This is a genomic window from Dysgonomonas sp. HDW5B (assembly GCF_011299335.1).
In the GTDB taxonomy this organism is placed as follows: domain Bacteria; phylum Bacteroidota; class Bacteroidia; order Bacteroidales; family Dysgonomonadaceae; genus Dysgonomonas_A.
In genome coordinates, this window is sequence record NZ_CP049858.1 from 2603012 (window position 1) to 2627860 (window position 24849).

The window sequence follows — 24849 nt, forward strand, 5'->3', positions numbered from 1 at the left end:
TGTAGAGACACAGTTGTGTTTAATGATGTATTTTGCTATTTCTTAAATATTCAATTACTGACAGATTCCTCCAGCTCTTTAAATGATATTTCAGATTTATAGTTGAATTCATGGATAGGCCACGACTGAAAAATGGTCTCTACATTCAGGTTGAAATTTCTGATAGCTTCATATAACCCTTTTTGTCTGTTGCTCGCTTTTCGGGTGGGTCTGCCATCGTTGGGTATCCATACCAAATCACCTTCGAAAATTACTTTTTCTGCCGGAAAATAGAATATGAGATAATCTTGGGTGTGGTGTGAATATTCTCCGATATTGATAATTTGCATCGAGTAATTATCATCAGTAATAGTTCTTCTTTCTCCCAGTATATTTATTTTCAGAGTTTTTCTATCCAATTGTAAACTGTCGGGGTTCAATGTACGTGGATTCCTTGCTAAAAAAGATACATAATCAAAGTCGCCCATTGCAGATAGAATGGTTGCCTCGTCGTGAATAAAGGGTCTTACTCCTCCTAAATAATGAGGGTGATGATGCCCGAAAGCGAAAAATCGAATGGGTTTATCAGGGAAATTTTCTTTAATAGTACTGATCATCAAGTCTCCATTCTCACTATTGAGAGGTGCTTCGGCTACTAATACGAAGTCTTTAAATGCTACAACCAAACTTTTGCTGTCGGTATGTTCCGAGTATAAGAAATAGATATGCTCATTGTATCTCTCCAAACTAATTTTACGAATAACAGGCGTTTCCTCGCTGAGAGAATACCGTGGAGGCATTGTTAACAATACAGGTAATTTGCTCTCTATCTTAAATGAATGAAGTTGAATAGTATCTTGCAGCTTTCCGTCTATTTTTGAGATTAAAATCTCTTGAGGAATAAATACGGATTGCAGGTTTGTATAGTGATATTCGAAGGTTGAGTTTACATCCCCAAAGAAATCGTCATTTTCCAGAATACTTATTTTATCAACTAAATCACTCGTTTTATTGATAAAAAGCCGCACTCTCGCTTTGCTGATTGTTTCAAGATAAATATTGTATAGTGAATCCCTGCCTGACTCTAACCTTGTTTTTCTGTTTTTGAAATATTCCAATAAAAGAGTAGGGGTGTACCTTGCCGTTTGGTACAATTGTCGCTGATGTTGATCTACTGTAACTGTCGATAATGTATCACTTCCATAATCAGAAACCAACATGGTTCGTTGATTGTATTGTAATAAGGAAGATTCAACTTTCCCATTAATGGATTTCGTCTCTTTTTTATATAAACTTTGAGGTGTGATCCAAATGTTGCCTGTAGTCTCGTACGAAGTTTTATCCCAAGGAGCATAACTGTGTTCTAATTCATTCCTTTTCTCTGTAAATGAAAACGTTACAACCTTATTCCGAATTGATCTGTTTTGTTTTTCCCACGATCGGTTTAAGTTCCCTTGTCCGTATATGTTTAAAAAGGAGCAAAGGAAAATAGTTATTATATATGATGCGTATTTCATTCTGTATGTTTTATGAATATCAAAGTGTAGCTGTTCTAGCAAATATAGATAAATGTGTTTAAAGTTGATGTTTTCTTTGATCTTTGTTTGAATTTCTTCCCTGAATGTTTCTTTTTGATTTTAATTGTGATTTTATTTTGTCTTTATGTGTTTTGTTTGTATTTTTGTGTGTGCAAATGATTGTTTGTGGTTGGTTATTCTTTCTTTATGTTTGTGTTTTGGGTGAAACCGCATGATATTGAGATTCAAATAAACAAAGAAATACATTATAAGGGTATACGGAGATATGGAAAACTATAAAAACGAAGTGTTTTTAGGAGAGTTCTATTTATGGTATTGCAAGGTGTGTTTGGCTTCTTTGTAGTTGGATATATTTCCCGTATCCTTTTATCTAGGATATGAATTGAGTTTGAAAAATCAGTTTTTTACAGATGTACTGAGTAAAATAAAAGATTTAATGAAACATTAAAGAATCTAACTATTTAGCGTTGTTTTGCTTACCAAAGCAACCAATAGTTGTGCGAACCTAATACTTATTAATGCTATGAAAAGGAGGCTATTATCAGATATTTGGTATAGCCTCTTTTACTTTTATCTTTATTGCTTGTTTTTGTTGTATACTACGAATGTGTGTGCATACTTGTTTTTATCATCAGCTTCATTATTAAGTCGAGAGCTTTCAATCCACTTATTTAGATCTATATTCGGAAAAAAGGCGTCTGTGCCTTCGAATGTGTGATGAATGTTGGTAATATATAATTTATCAGCAAATTCGATGGCTTTAGCATATACTGTCGCTCCTCCGATAATGAAAACCTCCGACTCCTCTTTGCACAAAGTAATCGCATCTTCTAATGAATCTGCCATCTCACATCTTTCAAGTTGCAAATTCTCATTTCTGCTTAAAACAATATTTCGGCGATTGGGTAATGCCCCATTGGGTAGAGACTCGTAAGTTTTTCTCCCCATAATCACTGTGTGACCTTGTGTAACGCTTTTGAAATACTTCAGGTCGTTGGGCAAATGGCAAAGCAGCTGATTGTCTTTGCCGATAGCGTTCTTTTCGTCAATTGCTACTATAATGGATATGATAGGCATATGTTCTTATTTTAATAAAAGACTTTATAAAACAATATTCTTAGCTTCGTTCCAAAGAATATCCATCTCTTTGAGTGTCATCTCTTTCAGATTTCGTCCCTGCTTTTTAGCTTCTTGCTCTATATGGTTGAATCTGTGTATAAATTTCTGATTGGTACGTTCTAAAGCATTATCAGGATTTACTTTGTATAATCGGGCTGCGTTTATAAGACTGAAAAATAAGTCTCCGAATTCAGCTTCCATCTTATCGGTATCCATAGAGCTGATTTCAGTTTCCAGCTCGTTTATCTCTTCTTTTACTTTAGCCCATACATCTTCTTTCTCGTCCCAATCGAAGCCTGCATTGCGAGCTTTGTCTTGTATGCGATGTGCTTTGGCTATAGATGGCAGAGAAGCGGGTACACCTTCGAGTACGGTTTTGTTTCCTCCCTTTTCCTTTAGCTTCAATTGTTCCCACGATTGTTCCACCTCGCCTGCTGTTTTTGCAGCATCATCTCCAAATACATGAGGGTGGCGGTAGATGAGTTTGTCGCAAAGCGAATTGCATACATCAGCAACATCAAACTCGTCTTTTTCTTCACCTATTTTCGAATAAAAGACAATATGGAGAAGTACGTCTCCCAGTTCTTTTTTTATCTCTTGATTATCGTCTTTTATAATTGCTTCGCACAATTCGTAAGTCTCTTCAATGGTGTTTGTTCTAAGACTTTCGTTTGTTTGCTTTACATCCCAAGGGCATTTTACACGTAACTCATCCATAATGTCGAGCAAGCGTCCAAAAGCCTCCATTTTTTGTTCTCTTGTATTCATTGTGATATTAATGAAAGAAAATAGCAGACTTATTACAATCTGCTATCTTCGAAAAGTGTGACTTATTTTTTATAATTATCGACTCCTGTTTTCAAGAAGTTTAAATATTTATCTACATTTTCATCGTATGCATAAGATGGACCGATGGGGTTACCTGCATTGTCGAGCAATACATAATAGGGTTGAGAATTAGTTCCGAATTTATGACGTTGCAAATAGCTCCATTTATCACCGATTGTTTTTAGCTTGGTGGTTTTGCCATTTTCTTCCACTTCTATCACTTCGGGTAGTTTCTCTTTGTCATCCACCATAAGAGTAATCAGTACATAATCGTTTTCCAGCGAATGTTTTACACGAGGATCAGTCCATACCGAAGCTTCCATTTTACGGCAATTTACACAACCGAAGCCGGAGAAGTCAATCATAACAGGTTTGTTGTTCTTCTTGGCATACTCCATGCCTGCCTCGTAATCGTCAAACTTAGCATGCACGCTGCCTTCATACAAATTGAAATCTTGTGTAAAGTGAGGCGGAGCAAATGCACTTACCGATTTTAGGGGAGCACCCCAAAGTCCGGGAACAAGATATACAGCAAAGGCAAGAGATATAATTGCCATAAACAATCGGGGTACAGATATATATTTAAGATCACTGTCGTGAGCAAATTTCAGTTTTCCCAAAAGATACAATCCTAATAATGTGAAAATTACAATCCATAGAACTAAGAATACCTCACGGTCGAGAATTCCCCATTTATAAGCAAGGTCTGCAACCGATAAGAACTTAAGAGCCAATGCAAGTTCTAAGAATCCCAGCACTACTTTTACCGAATTGAGCCATCCTCCCGATTTTGGCATACTTTCCAATAACGAAGGGAATATGGCAAATAAGGCAAAAGGAATAGATAATGCAAAGGCAAATGCAAACATACCTACCGCCGGAGCTATAATATCACCTGAGCTGGCAGCATCTACAAGTAAAGTTCCGATAATTGGACCGGTACAAGAGAATGATACCAAGGCAAGTGTAAATGCCATAAAGAATATGCTGATAATTCCCGTTGTAGAATCGGCTTTGCTATCTATTTTATTAGTCCATGAAGCGGGTAGTACCAACTCAAATGCTCCCAAGAACGAAATCGCAAAGAATACCAGTAATCCAAAGAATATCAGGTTGAATAAGGCACTGGTAGATAGTTCGTTCAATGCACTTGCTCCGAATATAGCCGTGACTAATAATCCTAGCAATACATATATTACGATAATAGACAAACCATATATAATGGCATCTTTAATGGCCTTGCCTCTGTTTTTCTTATTTCTTTTCAAGAAGAAACTTACAGTCATAGGTATCATAGGCCATACACAAGGAGTCATTAAGGCAATAAGCCCTCCAATAAATCCTGCACCGAAAATATACAGAAGCGATCTGTTAGATGTATCGCCTGCCGCACCAAAAGCTTTAACCTCTTCTATGACAGGAGTCCAAAGATTAGCATCTTGAATTTCTGTTGTTTGTGCCTGAGATATACTATCGTTGTTGGCTACAGTAGCTGTGTCAGCAATAGTTTGCGAATCGCTTGTCTGATCTGCAACAGCAGTGGTGCTTACTGTAACACTTGCAGGAAGGTTACCCGAAGTAAAGCCGAAATCAACAGGGATAGGAGGGGTACATTCTCTGTCATTACAAGCTTGTGCCCTGACATCACCTTTCAATACAAATTTGCTTTTGTCGGTTATTTTGAATTTTTGAACAAAAGTGGCTGTTTTTTCATAATACCCTATTTCCATCTCAAAGACTTTATCAAAATCTTTATGGAGTTTCGAGTTCACCGCGTGAAATGATCCCACAGCAACAGCACCTTTAATTTCATCAATGGATATGGATGTCGGAAACGGTCCTCCATCAGGTATTTGTGTGTCGTACAAATGCCATCCTGCAGCGATAGTTGCGTTGGCTACCAATTCTATTTCGCCATTGCCTTTGTCTGCTATACTCATTTTCCAGGACACAGGTCCATCGGCTAAAAGCTTTCCCGAAAAGAAAGACAATATAAATAGCAGAACTAATATTCCTTTTTTCATATATTTTATCTATCTGATTTTTGTAAGAAATACAAAGTTAGTAAAATGTGTATAGGATGATTCTCTGTTTGTCAATTTTTATATTGATTAAGATATATCCCTCGTTTTTTTAGTTTTTTGAGATAATAGGAAGATTCGGCATGAAAAAAATAGCTGACCGGAACCCGATCAGCTATTCATTACATATAGAGTATTTTATCCTATATAATATATCTATGTAAGAAAATACCTTTATTTTCCGACGATCAGTTCAGTGCTGCGTTTGATGAAATTGCTTAGACTTTCACCCTTCAGCATATTGTTGGATAATAATGCCAGATCGACCAATTGTTTGATTACAGGATTTTCCGAAGCATATTTGCTTGCAGCTTCCGCATCTTTACCATCTACATCAGTAATAATTTGTTTTACCAATGGATGGTTGGTGTTTATAACCATGGTGAAGTTGTCGGGCATTTCTCCGTAGAACGACATTCCTGTTTGCATGGCAGCCATTTCCTTCATACGACGAGTATACTCGTTTTGCGTAATTTGGATGGGTTGAATGTTTTCTTTCAAAGCTTTGTAATCGAATGAAAATTCTACTTTTTCGATTTTTGGCAATTGAGATTTGAAAGTTTCGTTCAATTCCTCTTTCTGTTTATCAGTCAAGTCGGCATCAGCAATATCTTCTTTCTTAATCAGATTATCAACGATGTCACTGTCAACACGAACAAAGCGGCTCTTCTCGAATTTGCTTTCTAACATTCCTGCCAAATGCACATCCAATTGTCCATCCAGAAGCAGAACATCATATCCATGATCTTTGGCTGCATTAATATATGAATATTGCTCATCTCTGTTGTTTGTATACAGATAGATCAATGTATCTTCTTTGTCGGTCTGATTGCCTGCTATCAAAGTTTTGTACTCTTCGAATGTAAAGATGTTGCCATCAGTATTTTTTAGCAAGCAGAATTTTTGAGCACGGTCATAGAATTTTTCATCGGTAAGCATACCGTATTCTATGAATATTTTCAAGCTATCCCATTTTTCTTCAAATTGAGGACGGTCGTTCTTGAAAATATCTTCCAAACGATCGGCAACTTTCTTGGTGATGTGAGAAGATATTTTCTTCACATTGTGATCGCTTTGAAGATAAGATCTCGAAACATTCAATGGAATGTCCGGAGAGTCAATCACACCGTGCATCAAAGTTAGGAATTCGGGAACGATGCCTTCTACCGAATCGGTAATGAATACCTGATTAGAATATAATTGTATCTTATTCTTATTTGGATCTACATTACTTTTCAATTTCGGGAAATAAAGAATACCCGTCAATTTAAAAGGATAATCCACGTTCAGGTGTATCCAGAACAAGGGCTCATCCGTAAACGGATATAAATCCTGATAGAACTTCTTGTAATCTTCGTCTTTTAGATCTGCGGGTTTGCGAGTCCATAAAGGCGTAGTGTCATTAATGACATTATCTTCTTCCGTTTCTACCGATTTTCCATCTTTCCATTCAGTCTTCTTGCCGAATACAATTGGAATAGGTAGGAAACGGCAATATTTCTTGAGCAATTTGTCTATTTCGCCTTGTTCAAGGAAATTTTTATTGTCATCATCTATATATAATATAATGTCGGTACCTCTATCAGTCTTGTCCGATTTGCTTAGCGTAAACTCGGGAGTACCATCGCAGCTCCATTTTACGGCTTCAGCCCCTTCCTTGTGAGAAAGGGTTAGGATCTCAACTTGTTTTGAAACCATGAATGCCGAATAAAAACCTAATCCGAAGTGACCAATAATTGCATTCGCATCGTTTTTGTATTTATCCAAAAACTCATTCGCTGATGAAAGAGCAATCTGGTTGATGTATTTGTTTATCTCCTCCTCTGTCATACCTATACCGCGATCCGATATAGTTATTGTGCCTTTTTCTTTATCCAGTGACACTCTTACCGAGATATTTCCCAGCTCACCTTTAAATTCACCCAGCGACGATAATGTTTTAAGCTTTTGTGTGGCATCTACAGCATTTGAAACTAATTCTCTTAAAAAAATTTCGTGATCGCTGTATAAGAATTTTTTAATAATGGGGAATATGTTGTCTGTTGTGACCCCAATATGTCCTTTTCTTTCTTCCATGATGTTATATTTTATATTTTGTTGTAATTCTAAGGAACGTTAAACCAAAAAGGATGCCATCTTGTGAGGGACTGTCATTTTGTCAAATGTTTATGATTAATTTCTATTCGTTAAGTTTGTTCATAGATGAAGTTTATGTCTTATTTTTTCTGAAATTGGTTTATTGTGTCACTATTTATATGTTTGTAAATTAGATTTTTATGATTTTTTTTAAAGGTGATTAATTTTTGTTTAATTAAAAAAACATCATTTTGTTTTCTTACGTCCGAAAAGATTGTATATTTGTGTTATAGGATTATCCGAATATTTTATGTATAATATAACGGTTGGTCTTTTTAACACTAGAAAACATACGGTTATGAAAAATGAAGAAAACAACGCAAACGGCTTCGAAGGCAAATTAATTGCACTTCAAAACAATATGATGAACTTTGCTCTAACCCTTACAACAAATAGAGAAGAGGCTAAAGATTTACTACAAGAAACAACGCTTCGTGCATTAGATAATAAAGAGAAATATTACGAAAATGTAAATTTCAAAGGATGGGTGTTTACAATAATGCACAATATATTTGTAAATAATTATAGACGTATTGTTCGTACGCAAACAGTTGTAGATCAAACAGAAAATCTTTATCATCTTAATTTGCCGCAGGATTCTGGTTTTGATACACCCGAAGGAGCCTATACTATTGCTGAGATAACAAAATCTATCAACAGTTTCTCGGATGAATATAAAGTTCCTTTCACAATGCATGTTTCGGGTTATAAGTATGAAGAAATAGCTCAAACCCTAACTTTACCTATCGGTACTGTTAAGAGTCGTATTTTCTTTGCCCGTAAGAGATTGCAAGAAATGTTGAAGGATTATAAATTCCAAGACAGAGAATAAGATTTTACTCTGTTATTATTAGTATTACCTTTGTAAATAATATAATGAGAGTCACACTTGAGTAATCAATGTGACTCTTTTTAATCAATAAATATCAGTTTATTTAAAATGAAAAAAAGTATTTTTTTAACCGTTTTGCTCTTTTTGTCCGTGGTTATGTTTGCTCAGGATAAAAATGATAATGCAAATAAAATAATTACTCTTACTGCCAAGTCATATGAGCAGGAAGTGTCAAAAGGGCTGGTTCTTGTCGATTATTGGGCTGTATGGTGTGGTCCGTGTCGCAAAATGGAGCCTGTCTTAAAACAAATTGCTGCCGAAACTGATGTAAAGGTAGGGAAGTTAAATGTTGATGATTATAAAGCTTTCGTCAGAACTAAAAATGTGCCGACAATTCCCACGATGATAATTTATAAAGAGGGAAAAGAGGTGCAACGACTCGTAGGAGTGTATACCAAGGAAGAGATACTGAAAGTTCTCGACAATTATAAATGATATAAATAAAAAGAACCGGGGATAATTAATATTATCTCCGGTTCTTTTTATTATTTCTTGATTATTCTCTTACGTAGATCTGTCTTTGGCGTCTTTTTGCTCACTTAATGTCACGAAATGCTCGATGTTACAAAGTTTCCTGTATATTATTGAATACAATCTTCAGCATTGAGCGTACTTGGTTGAGACCTTCCTGATCTATTCCTGCAAAAGCGTATTGCATGGTCTCATTGACAGCTTCATTGGCTTTCTCTTTGATGCTTGCTCCTTTTTCCGTCAAATATATTTGATTCGATCTCCGGTCTGTAGGTGTTGATCTGCGTTCTACTAGCTCTAATTTAGTGAGATTGTCCACTAAACGAGTCATGCTGGGTTTATCTTTGAACGTTGCATCACAGAGTGTTTGCTGAGAAACACCATCCTGACGCCATAAGAATGAAAGAACCGTCCATTGTTCCGGAGTGATATCCAAACCATGTTTCCGGAAATTACGGTACATTTTCCGATTAATAGCCATCGAGACCTTGCCGTTGATGATTGGGAAAATATACTCCAATTCTATTAATTCGCTATTTTCGTTCTCTTGATTCATATCTTTTGTTTTTCCCTTAAATTATGTCCAGAAGATTCACAAAGGTATAATATCTTTAGATTAGATGAAATATTTAACTCCATATTTTGTTTTTAGAGCATATTGTCTTACCTTTGCGGCTCGAAAAACTTTATTGTTTAACAAGTTTATATTAAATTATTTATGAATCATTACGAAACCGTTTTCATTTTGACTCCCGTTTTGTCTGATGTTCAGATGAAGGAAGCGGTAGAAAAATTCAAAGGCATTCTGACTGAGGAAGGTGCTACGATTGTTAGTGAGGAGAATTGGGGGCTAAAGAAATTAGCTTATCCTATTCAAAAAAAATCTACAGGATTTTACGCATTTGTTGAGTTTGATGCAGACCCATCGGTAATTGCTAAGTTGGAACTACAATTTCGTCGTGACGAAAAAGTTATTCGTTTCTTAACTTTCCGTCAGGACAAGTATGCTCATCAGTATGCTGAAAAAAGAAGAAATCTTAGATCAACAACTAAAAAAGAAAATTAATCATGGCACAACAATCAGAAATCAGATATTTGACTCCCCCTTCAGTGGATGTGAAGAAGAAAAAATATTGCCGTTTCAAAAAGAATGGTATCAAGTATATCGATTACAAAGATCCAGAATTCTTGAAAAAATTCTTAAATGAACAAGGTAAAATTTTGCCTCGTCGTATTACTGGAACATCGTTGAAGTTTCAACGTCGTATAGCGCAAGCTGTTAAGAGATCTCGTCACTTAGCATTGCTTCCTTACGTTACTGATATGATGAAATAATTAAAAAAAGGAGGAAAAAGATATGCAAGTTATATTAAAAGAAGACGTTGCCAATCTTGGTTACAAAGACGATGTGATAACTGTAAAAGATGGTTATGGACGTAACTACCTTTTACCACAGGGAAAAGCTGTGATAGCTACAGAATCTGCTAAAAAGATGTTGGCTGAAAACTTGAAACAACGTGCTCATAAATTAGAGAAAATCAAACAAGATGCGCAAGACCTTGCTGCTAAACTTGAAGGCGTTACTCTATCTATCGGTGCAAAAACAAGTTCAACAGGAACAATCTTCGGATCTGTTACTAATATCCAAATAGCAGAAGCTTTGGAGAAAAAAGGTTATAGTGTTGATCGTAAGGTAATCATTATTAAGGAAGCTGTAAAAGAAGTTGGTTCTTATAAAGCTCTACTTAAACTTCACAAAGAAGTGTCAGTAGAAATTCCTTTCGAAGTAGTTTCGGAATAAGGACCTTTTATATAAAATAAAAATGGGCTGCTCTTTAAAAGGGCAGCCCATTTTGTATTATTAAATAGTGTGTGTTTATTGAATAAATTCGAGAATCAAAGAACATTGATCTACCATATTTGCATTACTAGCACTGGTTTCGTTAGTGTGTACTGTAATATTGTTTCCAGCCGTAAAAGTTAGGATAGATACAAAAGTGGGGCTTATTCCCCAAGTGTTACTATATCCCACAATACTTCCGTTCCATACTGAAGTTCCATTTACATATATATGCGGAGCAACCAGGTAAGGATTGTTACCTACTCTGTTTGTTCCCCAGTGCCCGGTTATAGTAACCCTGTATCTTCCCGAGTATGGAACCTGAATAGTTCCCGTACTGCTATTTGCGCTTCCTTGTAAAGCATTTGAGATTACACTTGTGGTGAAGTTGGTTAATTGGCGAATTGTGGTCGATGTCTGATAGGTTATAGGCCAGCTACCGTTGAGTATGGCAAACCATGACCCTATAACCGATCCCCATGTACCTACTCCGTTTGCGTCTGATACGAGCATTTTGCCTACTCCCTCTGTGGTGTCTGCTATTCTTATTGCTCCTCCTGCCGATTGGCTGATAATATCCAATTTTGTTGTAGGGGCTATGGTTCCTATGCCTACATTTCCCTGATTTGTTATAACTATATCGTCTGCAGCCTGAGCTGTTGTGATATTGCCTGTTGGAGGGTTTGTGGTTGCAGGAGTCGAAGCCCCATCTATGTGAAGTAATGTTTTGGGATTTTCGGTGTTGATTCCTATTTGAGCCATGCATATATTGCATATCAATAGTGAAATGTATGTAAGGATTATTTTATTCATGATTTTTTATTTTACAAATTCTACAAAGAGAGTTAGATTTGATACCGCATTTGCATAACCTACCGAATTTTCTATACTGTAAACATCTAATACATCGTTTTGAGACAAGTATGCAAATGAGTAGTAGCTGACGTAGGGCGATGATGATATTTGCGTGTATCCCAGTGAATGGGGACTCCAAATGCTGCTGGTATTTTTTCTGACAGCATAGTATCCGGCTATAAAATATCCGCTGGCTCTGTTCATTAGTGATGTGCCAAATAGGGTGAGTCTGTAAGCACCTGTGTAGGGTATTGTTATGCTGCCGTTGGCGATATTGATACTGCCCACACCGGGTTTGGATATGGTTCCACCCGTGAAGTTGATTTTTCGTGAGGCTGTTGTTGTCGTGTAAGGTAGATTCCCTCCTGTAAGCGAAGCATTCCAGCTACCTATTATATTTACCCAGGTAACTGCACCGGTTGAACTGCTGGTGAGCACTTTTGTAACGCCTTCACTTGTATCTGCTATTCGGATTGCTCCCGGAGTTGAACTTATTATCTCCAATTTTTTTGCGGATTTGTAGTTCCCACCCCTGTGTTGCCGTACTTGTTTACAACAACATCGTCGCTAACATTGAGGTTGCCGTTTGTATCTCCACGGCTATCGATGTGCAGCAATCCTTGCGGGGATTGTGTGTTTATTCCAACTTGAGCTTGCATTAGCCCAATAAAGAATAATCCCATTATCAGTAAAACGATTTTTTTCATTGTTATTATATATTTAGTGTGATTTAAAAACAAAAGGCAGTAGCATGTAATCGCTACATACCACTGCCGGACATAGTTGTACCCTAGGTAAACATCTTCTTCTTGCTGATTTTGAACGACAACAAAAAACAAATCAGTTACATGAAGGTGTGTACCGAAACAACTATTGATATATTTATTGGGGAAATATTCGTAATGCGGTAAGCTTGTGTGCTTATGACGCGAAAACAAAAAAAGACGGAAGAGTCCGCCTAAAATACTTTCATTACTAACCTGCTTGTTGTTAGTTAGTCTCTCTCTCTCTCTCTCTCTCTCTCTCTCTCTCTCTCTCTCTCTCTCTCTCTCTCTCTCTCTAATATTTCAACGCATATATCCAAACCTAAATAGTTAAAATTTAGATCCTTGTAGACTGGTATGTTTGTTAAATTAGATGCCATTGTTTTTGTAAACAGTTATTTTACAGATGCAAATATAGAAAATATTTTTAGAATCAAAATCCTTTTATAAACATTGTAGCTGTATGTGGGTTGTTTTTGTTTTATCAGCACATACTTTTTTAGAATCAAAAAGAAGTCGTACTTTTGTGAAAAACAATAAATATATATAGATGAACTTTGTTGAAGAATTAAGATGGCGTGGTATGATTCAAGAAATTATGCCGGGTACAGAAGAACAGCTACAAAAAGAATTGACCTCGGGATACCTTGGCATCGATCCTACTGCCGATTCATTGCATATTGGTCACCTTGTAGGAGTGATGATTTTGAAACACTTTCAGCGTGCCGGGCATCGTCCTATCGCTTTGATAGGGGGAGCGACAGGTATGATTGGTGATCCATCTATGAAATCGCAAGAGAGAAATTTACTTGACGAGGAAACTTTACGTCACAATCAGGAGAGTATCAAAAAGCAGTTGGCTAAATTTCTGGATTTTGAATCAGATAAACCCAATAAAGCTTTGTTGGTAAACAATTATGATTGGATGAAAGATTTTACTTTTCTTGATTTTATTCGCGATATAGGTAAGCATATTACTGTAAACTATATGATGGCGAAGGATTCGGTAAAGAAAAGATTAAGTGGAGAATCATCCGAAGGAATGTCATTTACCGAATTTTCATATCAGTTGTTGCAAGGATATGATTATTTACATTTATATAGTGAATTAGGCTGCCGTATCCAGATGGGAGGATCGGATCAGTGGGGAAATATAACTACCGGTACTGAGCTGATTCGCCGAAAAACAGGAGGTGAAGCTTTTGCTTTGGTATGCCCTTTGATTACAAAAGCGGATGGAACCAAGTTCGGGAAAACCGAATCGGGTAATGTTTGGTTGGATCGTCGCTATACCTCTCCATACAAGTTCTATCAATTTTGGATGAATGTCAGCGATGAAGATGCTGCACGATATATAAAGATATTTACATCCTTATCTAAGGAGGAGATTGATGCTTTGGTTCTTGCTCAGCAAGAAGCGGCTCACCTACGTCCCTTGCAAAAGAGACTAGCTCAGGAATTAACCGTAATGGTTCACTCTCAGCAAGATTATGAGGCTGCAGTAGATGCTTCGGGTATATTGTTTGGCAGTTCTACAGCAGATGCCTTGAAAACATTGGACGAAGAAACTTTGTTGCAGGTCTTTGAAGGTGTTCCTCAATTTGAAGTAAGCAAGGTAGAATTGGAGGATGGAATTTCTGCAATTGATCTATTGACACAGGTAACAACGGTTTTTCCTTCCAAAGGAGAGATGCGTAAGATGGTACAAGCAGGAGGTGTTATGATGAATAAAAATAAATTAGAAAATTCTGATGAAATTATTGATCATTCGTATCTGATTGACGGTAAATATATTTTGGCTCAAAAAGGCAAGAAAAACTACTATTTACTGATTGCAAAATAAAAAAAGTATAGCTTAGGTATTGCATATGTCAAATTGATTATATACTTTTGTATCGCTTTAGAAAAGCAAATGTTTGTCTCATGGTGTAATGGTAGCACTGCAGTTTTTGGTACTGCCTGTCTAGGTTCGAATCCTGGTGAGACAACTGATTAAGAAAATAAACGATTGGATATCAATAAGATATTCAGTCGTTTTTCTTTTTGGGGGGAGTTGTTTTGTTCTTTCATAAAACTTAGATCATGCCTAATTGGTTTATCCTCATAGATAGATGAATTTTATTACTCTCAGAACTTTTTTTATATGTATCGGAGATTTCAATACCTGTATTTTCTAATATTATTATAACATTCTTGTTTTTAAGTAACCCCAAAAAAGAGGTATATTGCATTGATATGTGGATTATTTGAGAGTCATGGATAATATTGTGTTCTACGCACTTCTTCTAAATCAAAATTCAATACCAGATAATCCCATGAATACTTTCCCAATCTTCCCAATCTTTGCGTTTTAATTCTGTAGAGTATATAGCCACCCACAACACTTAGTGAAGGAGGTTTATGCCAAACTTTTTCTATTGAATTATATTTTTTGCTTGATATGGTTTCAATTGCCATTATGTAGCATTATTTGCATAACGATAGGCCTATTCCATGAAAAAGGTTACAATCTTATATTTTCAAATATCTATATAAGTGTTTGAAAAATAGTATATTCATTATTGAATACTCTTTTTTAAAACATAATGAAAGTTAGTTTGTTTATAAGAGAAAGTCATAACTAAATTTATATAATTTTCATTAAATACTTATTCATATATGGCAAATATTAAGCAAACAGTAAAATTGGGAGTGTTTACGCTGGCGATAATGAATGTCACAGCGGTTGTGTCTTTAAGAGGTCTCCCTGCTGAAGCTACTTATGGATTAAGCTCAGCATTTTATTATTTATTTGCAGCGTTGGTATTTCTAATACCTACCTCTTTGGTTGCGGCTGAATTAGCTGCGATGTTCAAAAATAAGCAAGGAGGAGTATTCCGTTGGGTCGGCGAGGCTTACGGTAAAAAATGGGGTTTTTTGGCTATTTGGTTACAATGGATAGAAAGTACAATCTGGTTTCCAACAGTATTAACATTCGGAGCGGTGTCTTTAGCATTTATTGGAATGGATTCAGCTCATGATGAAGTTATGGCAAGTAACAAATTTTACACATTAATAGCAGTGCTTGTTATTTATTGGGCAGCTACATTTATTTCGTTGAAAGGAATGGGTTGGGTTGGAAAAGTTGCTAAAGTAGGCGGTTTGGTTGGTACTATTATACCAGCAGGATTGCTCATTGTCTTAGGTATCTATTATTTAGCAACAGGCGGACATTCTAATTTAGACTTTAGCGGAAGCTTTGTTCCCGAATTTAATGGCTTAGGAAGTATCGTGTTGGCATCTAGTATATTTCTTTTTTATGCAGGTATGGAGATGAGTGGTGTCCATGTCTCAGACATGCAAAATCCAGGGAGAGATTATCCTAAAGCTATATTTGTTGGAGCACTAATAACAGTGCTTATTTTCGTGTTAGGAACATTTGCTTTAGGTATTATTATTCCTGAAAAAGATATTAACCTAACTCAGAGCTTACTAGTAGGATTCGATAACTATTTTACCTACATCAGAGCTTCGTGGTTATCTCCGATAATTGCAGTAGCATTGGCATTTGGTGTATTAGCAGGTGTATTGACCTGGGTTTCTGGTCCTTCTAAAGGAGTATTTGCAGTAGGTAAAGCAGGATATTTACCTCCATTTTTTCAAAAAACAAATAATAACGGTGTACAAAAGAACATTTTATTTGTACAAGGAGGTATTGTATCCATACTCGGATTGCTATTTGTGGTAATGCCATCAGTACAAAGCTTTTATCAGATATTATCGCAATTGACGATCTTATTATATCTGATTATGTATATGTTGATGTTTACGGCTGCTATTGTATTAAGGTATAAAATGAAAGATATTGACCGTCCTTTCAAAATCGGTAAAAAAAGTAATGTCTTGATTTGGATAGTAGGGGGAGGAGGTTTCTTAAGTTCATTAATCGCATTTCTCTTAAGCTTTATCAAACCTAGCCAAATGACGAATATAGAACTATCAACGTGGTTAGCTGTTCTTATTGGCGGTGCTTTAGTTGTTGTGATAGTACCATTCTTTATTTATGCATCGCGAAAGGCATCGTGGAAAGATCCGAATACCGATATTGAACCGTTCCACTGGGAAGAGGGAAAATCTACAACCACAGATAATCAATCGAAGTAAAATAGGTTTTGTCAAATTTCAATATTTCGGTAAAGCCTATTTTGTCTCAAATATTTATCTTTTAATACAATTAAGATATGACAAGAAAAATAACGATAAGTCAAATAAAGGATACCGTTCAAAAAGCTTATGAGCAGGTAAAAAGTAATACTGATGGCAAAAATGCTGATTATATCCCTTATCTGGCAAACGTCGATAAAAACTTATTCGGTATAACTGTCTGTTTACTCGATGGGCAAATAATAGAAGTGGGTGATACTGCATTCCGATTCGGGATAGAATCTGTTTCTAAAGTTCATACTGCCATACTAGCTATGCGCCAATATGGAGCCGATAAAGTGTTGGATATGATTGGTGCTGATGCTACCGGGCTTCCTTTCAACTCTATAGTAGCTATTTTGCTGGAGGCTGATCACCCGTCGACCCCTTTGGTAAATGCAGGCGCAATATCAGCATGTAGTATGGTTAAACCTTTGGGTGATAGTGTCGGAAAATGGAAAGCAATAGTAGATAATGTTACCGATTTGTGTGGCGGTGCTCCTGAATTGCTTGAGGAACTTTATAAATCAGAATCAGACACTAATTACAATAACCGATCCATTGCATGGCTACTGAAAAATTACAACAGGATATATGATGATCCGGATATTTCGCTCGACTTATATACTCGTCAATGCTCGCTAGGTATAACAGCTACACAACTGGCAGTGGCAGCAGGAACCATTGCTAATGGCGGAGTTAATCCGGTTACAAAGAAGCAAGTATTCGAGGCTGAACTTTCTCCTAAAATTACATCCATGATTTCTACTGTAGGATTTTACGAACATACCGGCGATTGGCTGTATAGTTCCGGAATTCCTGCAAAAACAGGTGTCGGAGGCGGTGTTATGGGGGTATTGCCTGGACAATTCGGTATTTCAGCATTTGCTCCACCTCTCGATGGTTCAGGAAATTCAGTTAAAGCACAATTAGCGATTAAATATATTATGAATGAGTTAAGTCTTAATATATTTAGTGGCGAAAATATAGTGATTTCAGAATAACAAATAAATATAAGGTTGATCTTGTGAAACAATAATAAAAAGCACTGTTTATCTATGATAGACGGTGCTTTTCTTTTTGAGGTTATTCTCCTATATGAATTCTTATTAAGATGTTTGGCTTGGTATTCACATCCTAAATTCAATAGAGTGCTTTCTTTTTTTTCTGTTGTTTGTTTTATCTAAAGTCGTATAAAGTTTTTTACAACACGATATTTTTTTTATAGTATCTTTGAAAAAGGTTATACCAATTTTGTAAATAGATTTATTAAAAGATGAGACAGATAAAAGATATTGAAAATATAGATGATATAAAGAAAATGGTCAATACGTTTTATGCCAAGGTGCAAAAAGACGATCTGATAGGGCCTATATTTAATGATAAGATACAAAACCACTGGCCTGAACATTTAGAAAAATTGTACTCTTTCTGGCAAAGTATCCTGTTGAACGAGAGAACCTATAATGGGCATCCGTTTCCTCCACATGCTCAACTACCAATAGGAAAGGAACATTTCGAACGTTGGCTATCTCTTTTCGTAGAAACCGTAGATAATCTTTTTATCGGAGAAATTGCTAATGAGGCAAAGTCAAGAGCCTATAAAATAGCCGATGTGTTTCAGGGGAAGTTAGCCTATATTCATCGGCGATCAGAAGATCAGTCTTTTGATATAGACTGATTTATATGTGGTTACCATTCACCCGATGATAAACTTTTTATTCGGTTTTTTGTTACATTTACAAACAAAACTAATTGAAATGAGAAATCTGCTTTATATATTATTGACAACATGCTTGTTAGTGTCTTGTTCCAGTAATAACGATTCAACAGTCAATACAAGCATTATTGGAAGGTGGAATTTTGGATATTCGACTCCCTATCAGGTTGAATCTAACAATGTTTACGCAAATCAAACTATAGATTCACATATAAGGAATCGTGGTCCCGAATATATCAGCTTTATTTTCACCGTAGGTGGTAAAATTAGAGTTATAAGAGATATTGATCGAGAAGAAATAGATGGGACGTATACTATCGAAGGAAATAAACTTACCATAAATTACACCGATTTAGATAACGTTTCTAAGACTTTGGTGTATGAGTTTGTAGTGCATGACAATATTTTTGTCCTAAAGCGTGATGATACTGACTTTTATGCCCGTGAAATACCCTATTTACTTCCCGAGATAAGGGATGTGTTAGTCACAAAGGTATTAGTTGAAGTCACTTATATAAGGGACTTGGGTGCAAATGTAAATTGATTTATCAGGCTGCTGAACTATTGATGGTAGTTTAAAGTAATAAAAAACTCCCTCTAAGACTTTAAATCTAGAGGGAGTTTTTTATTTATACTCTTATTATTTAGAATTTTTCATCTTTAGAAAAAGAGTAGGGGAAGTCATTGACCTCAGTTCCTCTTTCTTTATTAGGTGTCGAAGACATTTTATAATCTATTACAGCCCCGTTTAATAACTGTTCGTGTGTCAAATAGTTTTTACTATAAGGCTGCCCGTTTACAGTCATACTTGAAATATATATATTGTCTTTGTTGTTATTGGGTGCATTTATGATAACCTGTTTTCCGTTTTCCAGATGTAATGTCACCTTTTTAAATAAAGGAGAACCTAAAACATATTCATCTGTTCCCGGACATACGGTATAGAATCCTAAAGCAGAGAATACGTACCATGCGGACGTTTGACCATTGTCTTCATCTCCACAATACCCGTCGGGTGTTGCAGAGTAAAGCTTATCCATAATTTCACGCGTCCAATACTGAGCTTTCCATGGTTCCCCCGAATAATTATAAAGGTATACCATGTGCTGTATAGGTTGATTGCCATGAGCATATTGTCCCATATTCATTATTTGCATTTCACGTATTTCGTGAATTACTGTACCATAATAACTGTCATCAAAAAGAGGAGGCATAATAAATACCGAATCCATCATTGTATTGAATTCCTTTTTTCCTCCCATTAAATTGATTAGCCCCTGAGGATCATGAAATACTGACCAAGTGTAATGCCAGCTATTTCCTTCGGTAAAAGCATCTCCCCATTTCAATGGATTAAAGGGCGATTGAAAAGTTCCGTCTTCATTTCGGCCTCTCATCAGTTTAGTTTCATGGTCGAAAAGATTCTTGTAATTCATTGCTCTTTTGGCAAAAACCTGAATTTCTTTTTTTGGACGATTCAGTTCTTTTCCCAGTTTGTAAATAGTCCAGTCGTTATAAGCATATTCGAGAGTACGTGCAGCACTTTCGTTGATCCCCACATTGTAAGGGACATATCCAAGTTTATTATAAAATTCATGACCTAATCTTCCGGTCGAACCTACTTTCGGATGCACATTTTCGGCACCATGCAAAAGAGCCTTATACAACGTTTCGATATCGTAACCTCTTAAGCCTTTCAGATAAGCATCAGCTACTACAGAAGCCGAGTTATTTCCGACCATACAATCTCTGTGCCCGGGACTTGCCCATTCGGGTAAGAAACCGCTTTCTTTATAAGTATTAACTAATCCTTCTTGCATTTGTGTGTTGATAGAAGGATACATTAAATTTAAAAAAGGAAATAAACTACGGAATGTATCCCAAAATCCTGTATCGGTAAACATATACCCCGGAAGAATTTGTCCGTTATAAGGACTATAATGTATGATTTTTCCATTAGCATCTACTTCATGAAATTTACGAGGGAAAAGAAGAGAACGGTATAAACAAGAATAAAAAGTACGTAGATTATCTATGTTGTTGTCTTCCACATCTATTTTACCCAATACCTCATTCCATGTCTTTTTTCCGTTTGCTTTTACCGTCTCAAAATCATTATTTCCAAGTTCTTTAAGATTCAGTTCTGCTTGTTCAGGGCTAATAAATGATGATGCAATTCTGGCGTGTACTTTCTCGCCTTTTTTAGTCGAGAATCCGATAATTGCTCCCGAATGGTCGGCTTTAGCTTCAGTCTCTTTTTCTAGAATTTTGTTATCGGCTACTGCTGATACATACGTAAATGGCTTGTCGAATATTATAACGAAATAATTTTTGAAATTATCGGGAACTCCACCACTGTTTTTGGTTGTGTATCCTATGATTTTATTTTCTTCCGGAATTACTTTTACGTAAGACCCTTTATCGAAGGCATCTATTGTTACAAATGAATTGTTGTTTTCGGGAAATGTGAATCGGAACATTACAGCCCTTTCGGTAGGTGTGAATTCTGTAACCACATCATAGTCTGCAAGATAAACCCTGTAATAGTAAGGGTTGGCAACCTCAGCTTTGTGAGAGAACCAGCTTGCTCTTTCGGTTTCATTAAATATTGGTTTACCTGTAGTCGGCATTATTGAAAACTGCCCGTAATCGTTGATCCAAGGACTTGGCTGATGGGTTTGTTTAAATCCCCTTATTTTGTCTGCATCATAGCTGTATGACCAGCCATCACCCATTTTTCCTGTTTGAGGCATCCAAAAATTCATACCCCAAGGCATAGCTATTGCCGGATAGGTATTACCATTGGATAGCGAATGTTTTGATTGTGTTCCCACCAAAGGGTTGACATAATCAACAGGGCTTTTCGAGTCATTGGCTTTTATCCCAAAGACACAAAGAAATGTAAGAAACAAGTAAATGCTTATTCTCTTCATGATTTATTATTTAGATTGATTTTGCTTTGTATCAATTATTCGCTGCATTAAAAATATCCTTATAGCAGTACGATCTCTCCACTAAAAGTGGAGTTATTTTGATAACAAATCTAGCCATAATTCTGCGAAAAATAAAAGGAAGAGTCTTTATATCTGTTAAATCCTGTCGGATTTGCGACTATTTAATAAATGTACAATATTTATAATTTTGCCAAATTCTTAAAAAAAAGTAAATAAAAATTATATACTCTATCTTCTCAAAATTAGATGGTTAACGATTTTCGTTAGTTGTTTGTGCAAACGTTTGCATAACAAAAAGCTTGTTTTATTGTTATCTAATGATAAAATACAAACTCGACATGTCATATTTGTAGTATGATTTAGGCTTGTTAAAAAAGTGAAACAAGTTTTATCCATGAAATTAATAACATATTAATGTTAATCTTAATAATTTGCACATGAAAGAAAAGGTAAGAAAAAGTTGTATGTCAATATTCCTCTTTTGCTTGATGGGAATATTGTCTCTAGCAACATCGTATGCCCAAAGTGGTTCCGTGGGAACTATCAGCGGAAATGTAAAAGACTCACAGGGCGAAGCTATTATTGGAGCTAGTGTTGTTGTAAAAGGAACAACAACTGGTACAGTAACAGATTTTGATGGTAACTTTCAAATTAATGCTTCGGCAGGCAGCACACTTGTTATTTCCTATATTGGATATAAACCACAAGATGTTGCAGTCGGTAATCAAAAAAGAATCAACATCGTCATGCAGGACGATACCGAATTACTCGGTGAAGTAGTGGTAATCGGTTATGGTAGCGTAAAAAAGAACGATGCTACAGGATCGGTTGTTGCTGTTAAAATCGATGAAAAAGAGCACGGATTTGCTACGACAGCTCAAGACCTGTTGGCTGGTAAAATTGCCGGGGTAGGAGTTACAACCAGTGGAGGCCGTCCAGGTGATGGAGCTACTATCCGTATTCGTGGAGGTTCTTCTTTAACTGCTACTAACGATCCATTGATTATTATCGATGGTGTTTTTATGAGTAACGACCTTGCAGGATCTTCGAATCCTTTAAGCTTGTTAAATCCTAATGATATTGAAACCTTTACAGTATTAAAGGATGCATCAGCCACAGCAATTTATGGATCGAGAGCTTCTAATGGAGTTATTTTGATAACAACCAAGAAAGGTACCGGAGGTAAGTTAAAAGTTACGTATGACGGAAACTTCTCATTAAGCACAAGAAGAAACAGCGTTGATGTTTTGAGTGCCGATCAATATCGTAATTTTGTTGATACCCGTTTTACCGGTGATGACAGACATAGCGTAGTAATGTCTAAACTTGGTGAAGCAAATACTAATTGGCAAGATGAGATATTTCAAACTGTTTTTAATACTGATCAAAATGTAAGTGTATATGGATCAATAGGAAAAGCTGTTCCATTCCGCACCTCAGTAGGTTATACAAATGAAGAAGGAATTCTTCGTACTTCAGGTATGGAACGTGTTACGGCCAGTGTTTCTTTAACTCCAACTTTATTTGACGATCATTTAAAATTAAATATTAACGGTAAAGGTATGTATTCTCATACCCGTTTTGCTGATACCGGAGCTATCGGTTCGGCTATAAGTTTCGACCCTACACAACCTGTAATGAATGGCAGTCCATGGGGTGGTTATTTTACTTGGACAAACGATGAAGGCAAACTTGCTTCTATCGCAGGTAAAAATCCTGTGGCTATTCTTGAAATGCAAAATAACAGAGCAAATGTTCGAAATTTTGTAGGAAACGTTCAGGCTGATTATAAACTGCACTTCTTCCCTGATTTAAGATTAAACTTAAATTTGGGTATGGATATTGCTACAACAGGCGGTACAGATTTTAAAGACCCATTCAATCCTACAGCTTATAGCGAAAACGATCAGCAAAGTGGTCAAAGAAAAAACTTCACTAATTTCAGAAATAATCAGTTAATGGAGTTCTACGGCCAATACATGAAAGATGTAACATCTTTGAAGAGTAAGTTCGATGTAATGGGTGGTTACTCATGGCAACATAATAAGAAAACGAGCGACCAAGGCTTATGGTATGTTTCAAAAGAAGATAACTCAAGTTTAGCTGAGATGAATCCCGGTATAAACTACTATAATTTTAAAGAATATTATTTAATCTCTTTCTTTGGACGTTTCAACTATACATTTAATGATAAATATTTGTTGACAGCTACAGTTCGTCGAGACGGATCATCACGCTTTAGCCCAGATAACCGCTGGAGTGTATTTCCTTCAGTTGCTTTAGCTTGGAAAATGAAAGAAGAATCATTCTTAAGAGATGTATCGGTATTAAGTGATCTCAAACTACGTGTGGGATGGGGTAAAACAGGTCAACAGGATTTAGGTGATGATTATTATTACCCATCTACTCCTTCTTATCAAATTGGACAAGGACAAGCCTATTATCCAATGGGATTAAACCCCGATGGATCGACTAATTGGGTGAAACTAATGAGACCAAATGGTTACAATCCTGATTTGAAATGGGAAACTACCACTACTTGGAACTTTGGTGTCGATTATGGATTCTTAAATAACCGTATCAATGGTGCTGTAGATGTATATTTCCGTAAGACAACAGACCTACTAAATAGAGAAGCTCCTGTTATTGCAGGAACAAGTCCGGCTGAAAGATTGCCTCAAAATATTGGAGAAATGGACAACAAAGGTATTGAGTTTGCTATTAATGCCCGTCCAATTGTTTCAAAGGAATTTGAGTGGCAATTAGGATTCAATGTTGCTTATAATAAAAGTGAAATCACGAAGTTGACAGCTACTCAAGATCCAGGGTTTACAGGTATTGGAACAGGATCAACAGGTGGTGATGGAGGTCAAAATGCTCAGGTATATATGACCGGGTATGCTCCTAAAACATATTATGTATATGAACAAGTGTATGATAATAACGGAAAACCACTCGAAGGTGTATATGTCGATAGAAATGGAGATGGTGTAATAAATGAAGATGATTTATATTACCATAAGAAACCGGCAGCAGATGTGCTTATGGGATTCAATTCGAAATGGACATATAAAAATTGGGATTTAGGGTTTAACGGACGTGTTTCTTTAGGTAATTATGTTTATAATGCTACAGAGGCAAATAATGCAGATATTAGTTTAGCGTCTATCTATGCTAATAATATCTTCCTTACAAATAGACCAACATCAGCATTAGAAACTAATTTTATGTCGAAACAGGCTTTGTCGGATCACTATATACAAAATGCATCATTCCTTAAAATAGATAATATTACTCTAGGGTATACATTTAGTGACCTGTTTAGAGGTAAAACATCGGCTCGTGTTTATGGAATAGTTCAGAACCCGATTGTAATAACTAAGTACAGAGGCTTGGATCCTGAAGTATATGACGGAATCGATTATAACTTTTATCCAAGACCATTGATATTTATGTTAGGTTTGAATTTGAACTTTTAATAATTGAAGAC

Annotated in this window: 21 protein-coding genes and 1 pseudogene; 11 read left to right on the top strand and 11 right to left on the bottom strand. The window is 36.1% G+C overall.

The window, feature by feature from the left end:
* Positions 1–50: 50 nt before the first annotated feature.
* The 5 genes from G7051_RS10695 to htpG form a co-directional block, all read right to left on the bottom strand.
* A complete protein-coding gene (locus G7051_RS10695) occupies positions 51–1496 on the bottom strand; it encodes a hypothetical protein (RefSeq protein WP_166200173.1) in 1446 nt (481 codons plus the stop codon).
* 597 nt (positions 1497–2093) lie between these two features.
* Positions 2094–2594, bottom strand: a complete 501-nt coding sequence (locus G7051_RS10700) for a dihydrofolate reductase (protein ID WP_166200175.1) — start codon at positions 2592–2594, stop codon at positions 2094–2096.
* A gap of 24 nt (positions 2595–2618) precedes the next feature.
* A complete protein-coding gene (mazG, locus tag G7051_RS10705) occupies positions 2619–3404 on the bottom strand; it encodes a nucleoside triphosphate pyrophosphohydrolase (protein ID WP_166200177.1) in 786 nt (261 codons plus the stop codon).
* A gap of 62 nt (positions 3405–3466) precedes the next feature.
* The gene (locus tag G7051_RS10710; RefSeq protein WP_166200179.1) at positions 3467–5488 is read right to left on the bottom strand and encodes a cytochrome c biogenesis protein CcdA; all 2022 of its coding nucleotides are present in this window, start codon (positions 5486–5488) and stop codon (positions 3467–3469) included.
* Between the two features lie 231 nt (positions 5489–5719).
* Positions 5720–7621 carry a molecular chaperone HtpG gene (gene htpG, locus G7051_RS10715; protein ID WP_166200181.1) on the bottom strand — a complete coding sequence of 634 codons (1902 nt, stop codon included), beginning with the start codon at positions 7619–7621 and terminating at the stop codon, positions 5720–5722.
* 358 nt (positions 7622–7979) lie between these two features.
* Here htpG and G7051_RS10720 point away from each other — a divergent pair, with 358 nt between their 5' ends.
* Positions 7980–8513 (top strand): RNA polymerase sigma factor, encoded by a 534-nt coding sequence (locus G7051_RS10720; protein ID WP_166114916.1) that lies wholly within the window; start codon positions 7980–7982, stop codon positions 8511–8513.
* A 108-nt stretch (positions 8514–8621) separates the two neighbouring features.
* Complete coding sequence (locus G7051_RS10725) at positions 8622–9008, top strand: co-chaperone YbbN (RefSeq protein WP_221412797.1); 387 nt, start codon at positions 8622–8624, stop codon at positions 9006–9008.
* Between the two features lie 127 nt (positions 9009–9135).
* Here G7051_RS10725 and G7051_RS10730 read toward each other — a convergent pair whose 3' ends face one another.
* Entirely contained in the window at positions 9136–9600 is a 465-nt protein-coding gene (locus G7051_RS10730) for a MarR family winged helix-turn-helix transcriptional regulator (RefSeq protein ID WP_166200183.1), read from the bottom strand.
* A gap of 162 nt (positions 9601–9762) precedes the next feature.
* Here G7051_RS10730 and rpsF point away from each other — a divergent pair, with 162 nt between their 5' ends.
* The 3 genes from rpsF to rplI are packed head-to-tail and all read left to right on the top strand — an operon-like array spanning position 9763 to position 10845.
* Positions 9763–10110, top strand: a complete 348-nt coding sequence (rpsF, locus tag G7051_RS10735) for a 30S ribosomal protein S6 (protein WP_166114924.1) — start codon at positions 9763–9765, stop codon at positions 10108–10110.
* Entirely contained in the window at positions 10110–10379 is a 270-nt protein-coding gene (gene rpsR, locus G7051_RS10740; RefSeq protein ID WP_185099960.1) for a 30S ribosomal protein S18, read from the top strand. Before rpsF ends, rpsR begins: the two co-directional genes overlap by 1 nt.
* Positions 10380–10401: 22 nt before the next feature.
* On the top strand, positions 10402–10845 hold the full coding sequence (gene rplI, locus G7051_RS10745) for a 50S ribosomal protein L9 (protein ID WP_166200185.1): 444 nt from the start codon (positions 10402–10404) through the stop codon (positions 10843–10845).
* Between the two features lie 75 nt (positions 10846–10920).
* Here the strand turns inward: rplI and G7051_RS10750 are convergent, their stop codons facing one another.
* From G7051_RS10750 to G7051_RS10760, 3 genes are read right to left on the bottom strand one after another with little or no spacing between them, the layout of a single operon-like run.
* Positions 10921–11697: a hypothetical protein gene (locus G7051_RS10750; RefSeq protein WP_166200187.1), complete on the bottom strand. Its 777-nt coding sequence runs from the start codon at positions 11695–11697 to the stop codon at positions 10921–10923.
* A gap of 6 nt (positions 11698–11703) precedes the next feature.
* Entirely contained in the window at positions 11704–12243 is a 540-nt protein-coding gene (locus G7051_RS10755; RefSeq protein WP_166200189.1) for a hypothetical protein, read from the bottom strand.
* Complete coding sequence (locus G7051_RS10760; RefSeq protein WP_166200191.1) at positions 12234–12446, bottom strand: hypothetical protein; 213 nt, start codon at positions 12444–12446, stop codon at positions 12234–12236. Before G7051_RS10760 ends, G7051_RS10755 begins: the two co-directional genes overlap by 10 nt.
* Before the next feature lie 607 nt (positions 12447–13053).
* Here G7051_RS10760 and tyrS point away from each other — a divergent pair.
* On the top strand, positions 13054–14346 hold the full coding sequence (gene tyrS / locus G7051_RS10765; protein WP_166200193.1) for a tyrosine--tRNA ligase: 1293 nt from the start codon (positions 13054–13056) through the stop codon (positions 14344–14346).
* A gap of 410 nt (positions 14347–14756) precedes the next feature.
* Here tyrS and G7051_RS10770 read toward each other — a convergent pair whose 3' ends face one another.
* A complete protein-coding gene (locus G7051_RS10770; RefSeq protein ID WP_166200195.1) occupies positions 14757–14960 on the bottom strand; it encodes a hypothetical protein in 204 nt (67 codons plus the stop codon).
* Between the two features lie 201 nt (positions 14961–15161).
* Between G7051_RS10770 and gadC the strand changes: the two are divergent.
* The 4 genes and pseudogenes from gadC to G7051_RS10790 form a co-directional block, all read left to right on the top strand.
* Positions 15162–16610, top strand: a pseudogene (gene gadC / locus G7051_RS10775) (putative glutamine/gamma-aminobutyrate antiporter GadC); the annotation flags it as partial.
* Between the two features lie 113 nt (positions 16611–16723).
* Positions 16724–17689, top strand: coding sequence for a glutaminase A (gene glsA / locus G7051_RS10780; protein WP_166200199.1), 966 nt, complete (start codon positions 16724–16726; stop codon positions 17687–17689).
* Between the two features lie 272 nt (positions 17690–17961).
* Entirely contained in the window at positions 17962–18366 is a 405-nt protein-coding gene (locus tag G7051_RS10785; RefSeq protein WP_166114944.1) for a group III truncated hemoglobin, read from the top strand.
* Between the two features lie 79 nt (positions 18367–18445).
* Positions 18446–18949: a hypothetical protein gene (locus G7051_RS10790; RefSeq protein ID WP_166200201.1), complete on the top strand. Its 504-nt coding sequence runs from the start codon at positions 18446–18448 to the stop codon at positions 18947–18949.
* Between the two features lie 100 nt (positions 18950–19049).
* On the opposite strand, the gene G7051_RS10795 is transcribed toward G7051_RS10790, so the two are convergent.
* Positions 19050–21338: a GH92 family glycosyl hydrolase gene (locus G7051_RS10795; RefSeq protein ID WP_166200203.1), complete on the bottom strand. Its 2289-nt coding sequence runs from the start codon at positions 21336–21338 to the stop codon at positions 19050–19052.
* 458 nt (positions 21339–21796) lie between these two features.
* On the opposite strand from G7051_RS10795, the gene G7051_RS10800 reads away from it, so the two are divergent.
* Entirely contained in the window at positions 21797–24838 is a 3042-nt protein-coding gene (locus G7051_RS10800) for a TonB-dependent receptor (protein WP_166200205.1), read from the top strand.
* Positions 24839–24849: the final 11 nt, after the last annotated feature.

Bases quoted from the DNA above. Each gene is read 5' to 3' on its own strand.
- mazG (WP_166200177.1), bottom strand. From the start codon at position 3,404: ATGAATACAAGAGAACAAAAAATGGAGGCTTTTGGACGCTTGCTCGAC.
- G7051_RS10770 (WP_166200195.1), bottom strand. From the start codon at position 14,960: ATGGCAATTGAAACCATATCAAGCAAAAAATATAATTCAATAGAAAAA.
- G7051_RS10695 (WP_166200173.1), bottom strand. From the start codon at position 1,496: ATGAAATACGCATCATATATAATAACTATTTTCCTTTGCTCCTTTTTA.
- G7051_RS10730 (WP_166200183.1), bottom strand. From the start codon at position 9,600: ATGAATCAAGAGAACGAAAATAGCGAATTAATAGAATTGGAGTATATT.
- G7051_RS10795 (WP_166200203.1), bottom strand. From the start codon at position 21,338: ATGAAGAGAATAAGCATTTACTTGTTTCTTACATTTCTTTGTGTCTTT.
- G7051_RS10785 (WP_166114944.1), top strand. From the start codon at position 17,962: ATGAGACAGATAAAAGATATTGAAAATATAGATGATATAAAGAAAATG.
- glsA (WP_166200199.1), top strand. From the start codon at position 16,724: ATGACAAGAAAAATAACGATAAGTCAAATAAAGGATACCGTTCAAAAA.
- tyrS (WP_166200193.1), top strand. From the start codon at position 13,054: ATGAACTTTGTTGAAGAATTAAGATGGCGTGGTATGATTCAAGAAATT.
- G7051_RS10725 (WP_221412797.1), top strand. From the start codon at position 8,622: ATGAAAAAAAGTATTTTTTTAACCGTTTTGCTCTTTTTGTCCGTGGTT.
- G7051_RS10700 (WP_166200175.1), bottom strand. From the start codon at position 2,594: ATGCCTATCATATCCATTATAGTAGCAATTGACGAAAAGAACGCTATC.
- G7051_RS10790 (WP_166200201.1), top strand. From the start codon at position 18,446: ATGAGAAATCTGCTTTATATATTATTGACAACATGCTTGTTAGTGTCT.
- G7051_RS10750 (WP_166200187.1), bottom strand. From the start codon at position 11,697: ATGAATAAAATAATCCTTACATACATTTCACTATTGATATGCAATATA.
- htpG (WP_166200181.1), bottom strand. From the start codon at position 7,621: ATGGAAGAAAGAAAAGGACATATTGGGGTCACAACAGACAACATATTC.
- rpsF (WP_166114924.1), top strand. From the start codon at position 9,763: ATGAATCATTACGAAACCGTTTTCATTTTGACTCCCGTTTTGTCTGAT.
- G7051_RS10760 (WP_166200191.1), bottom strand. From the start codon at position 12,446: ATGAAAAAAATCGTTTTACTGATAATGGGATTATTCTTTATTGGGCTA.
- rplI (WP_166200185.1), top strand. From the start codon at position 10,402: ATGCAAGTTATATTAAAAGAAGACGTTGCCAATCTTGGTTACAAAGAC.
- G7051_RS10710 (WP_166200179.1), bottom strand. From the start codon at position 5,488: ATGAAAAAAGGAATATTAGTTCTGCTATTTATATTGTCTTTCTTTTCG.
- G7051_RS10800 (WP_166200205.1), top strand. From the start codon at position 21,797: ATGAAAGAAAAGGTAAGAAAAAGTTGTATGTCAATATTCCTCTTTTGC.
- G7051_RS10720 (WP_166114916.1), top strand. From the start codon at position 7,980: ATGAAAAATGAAGAAAACAACGCAAACGGCTTCGAAGGCAAATTAATT.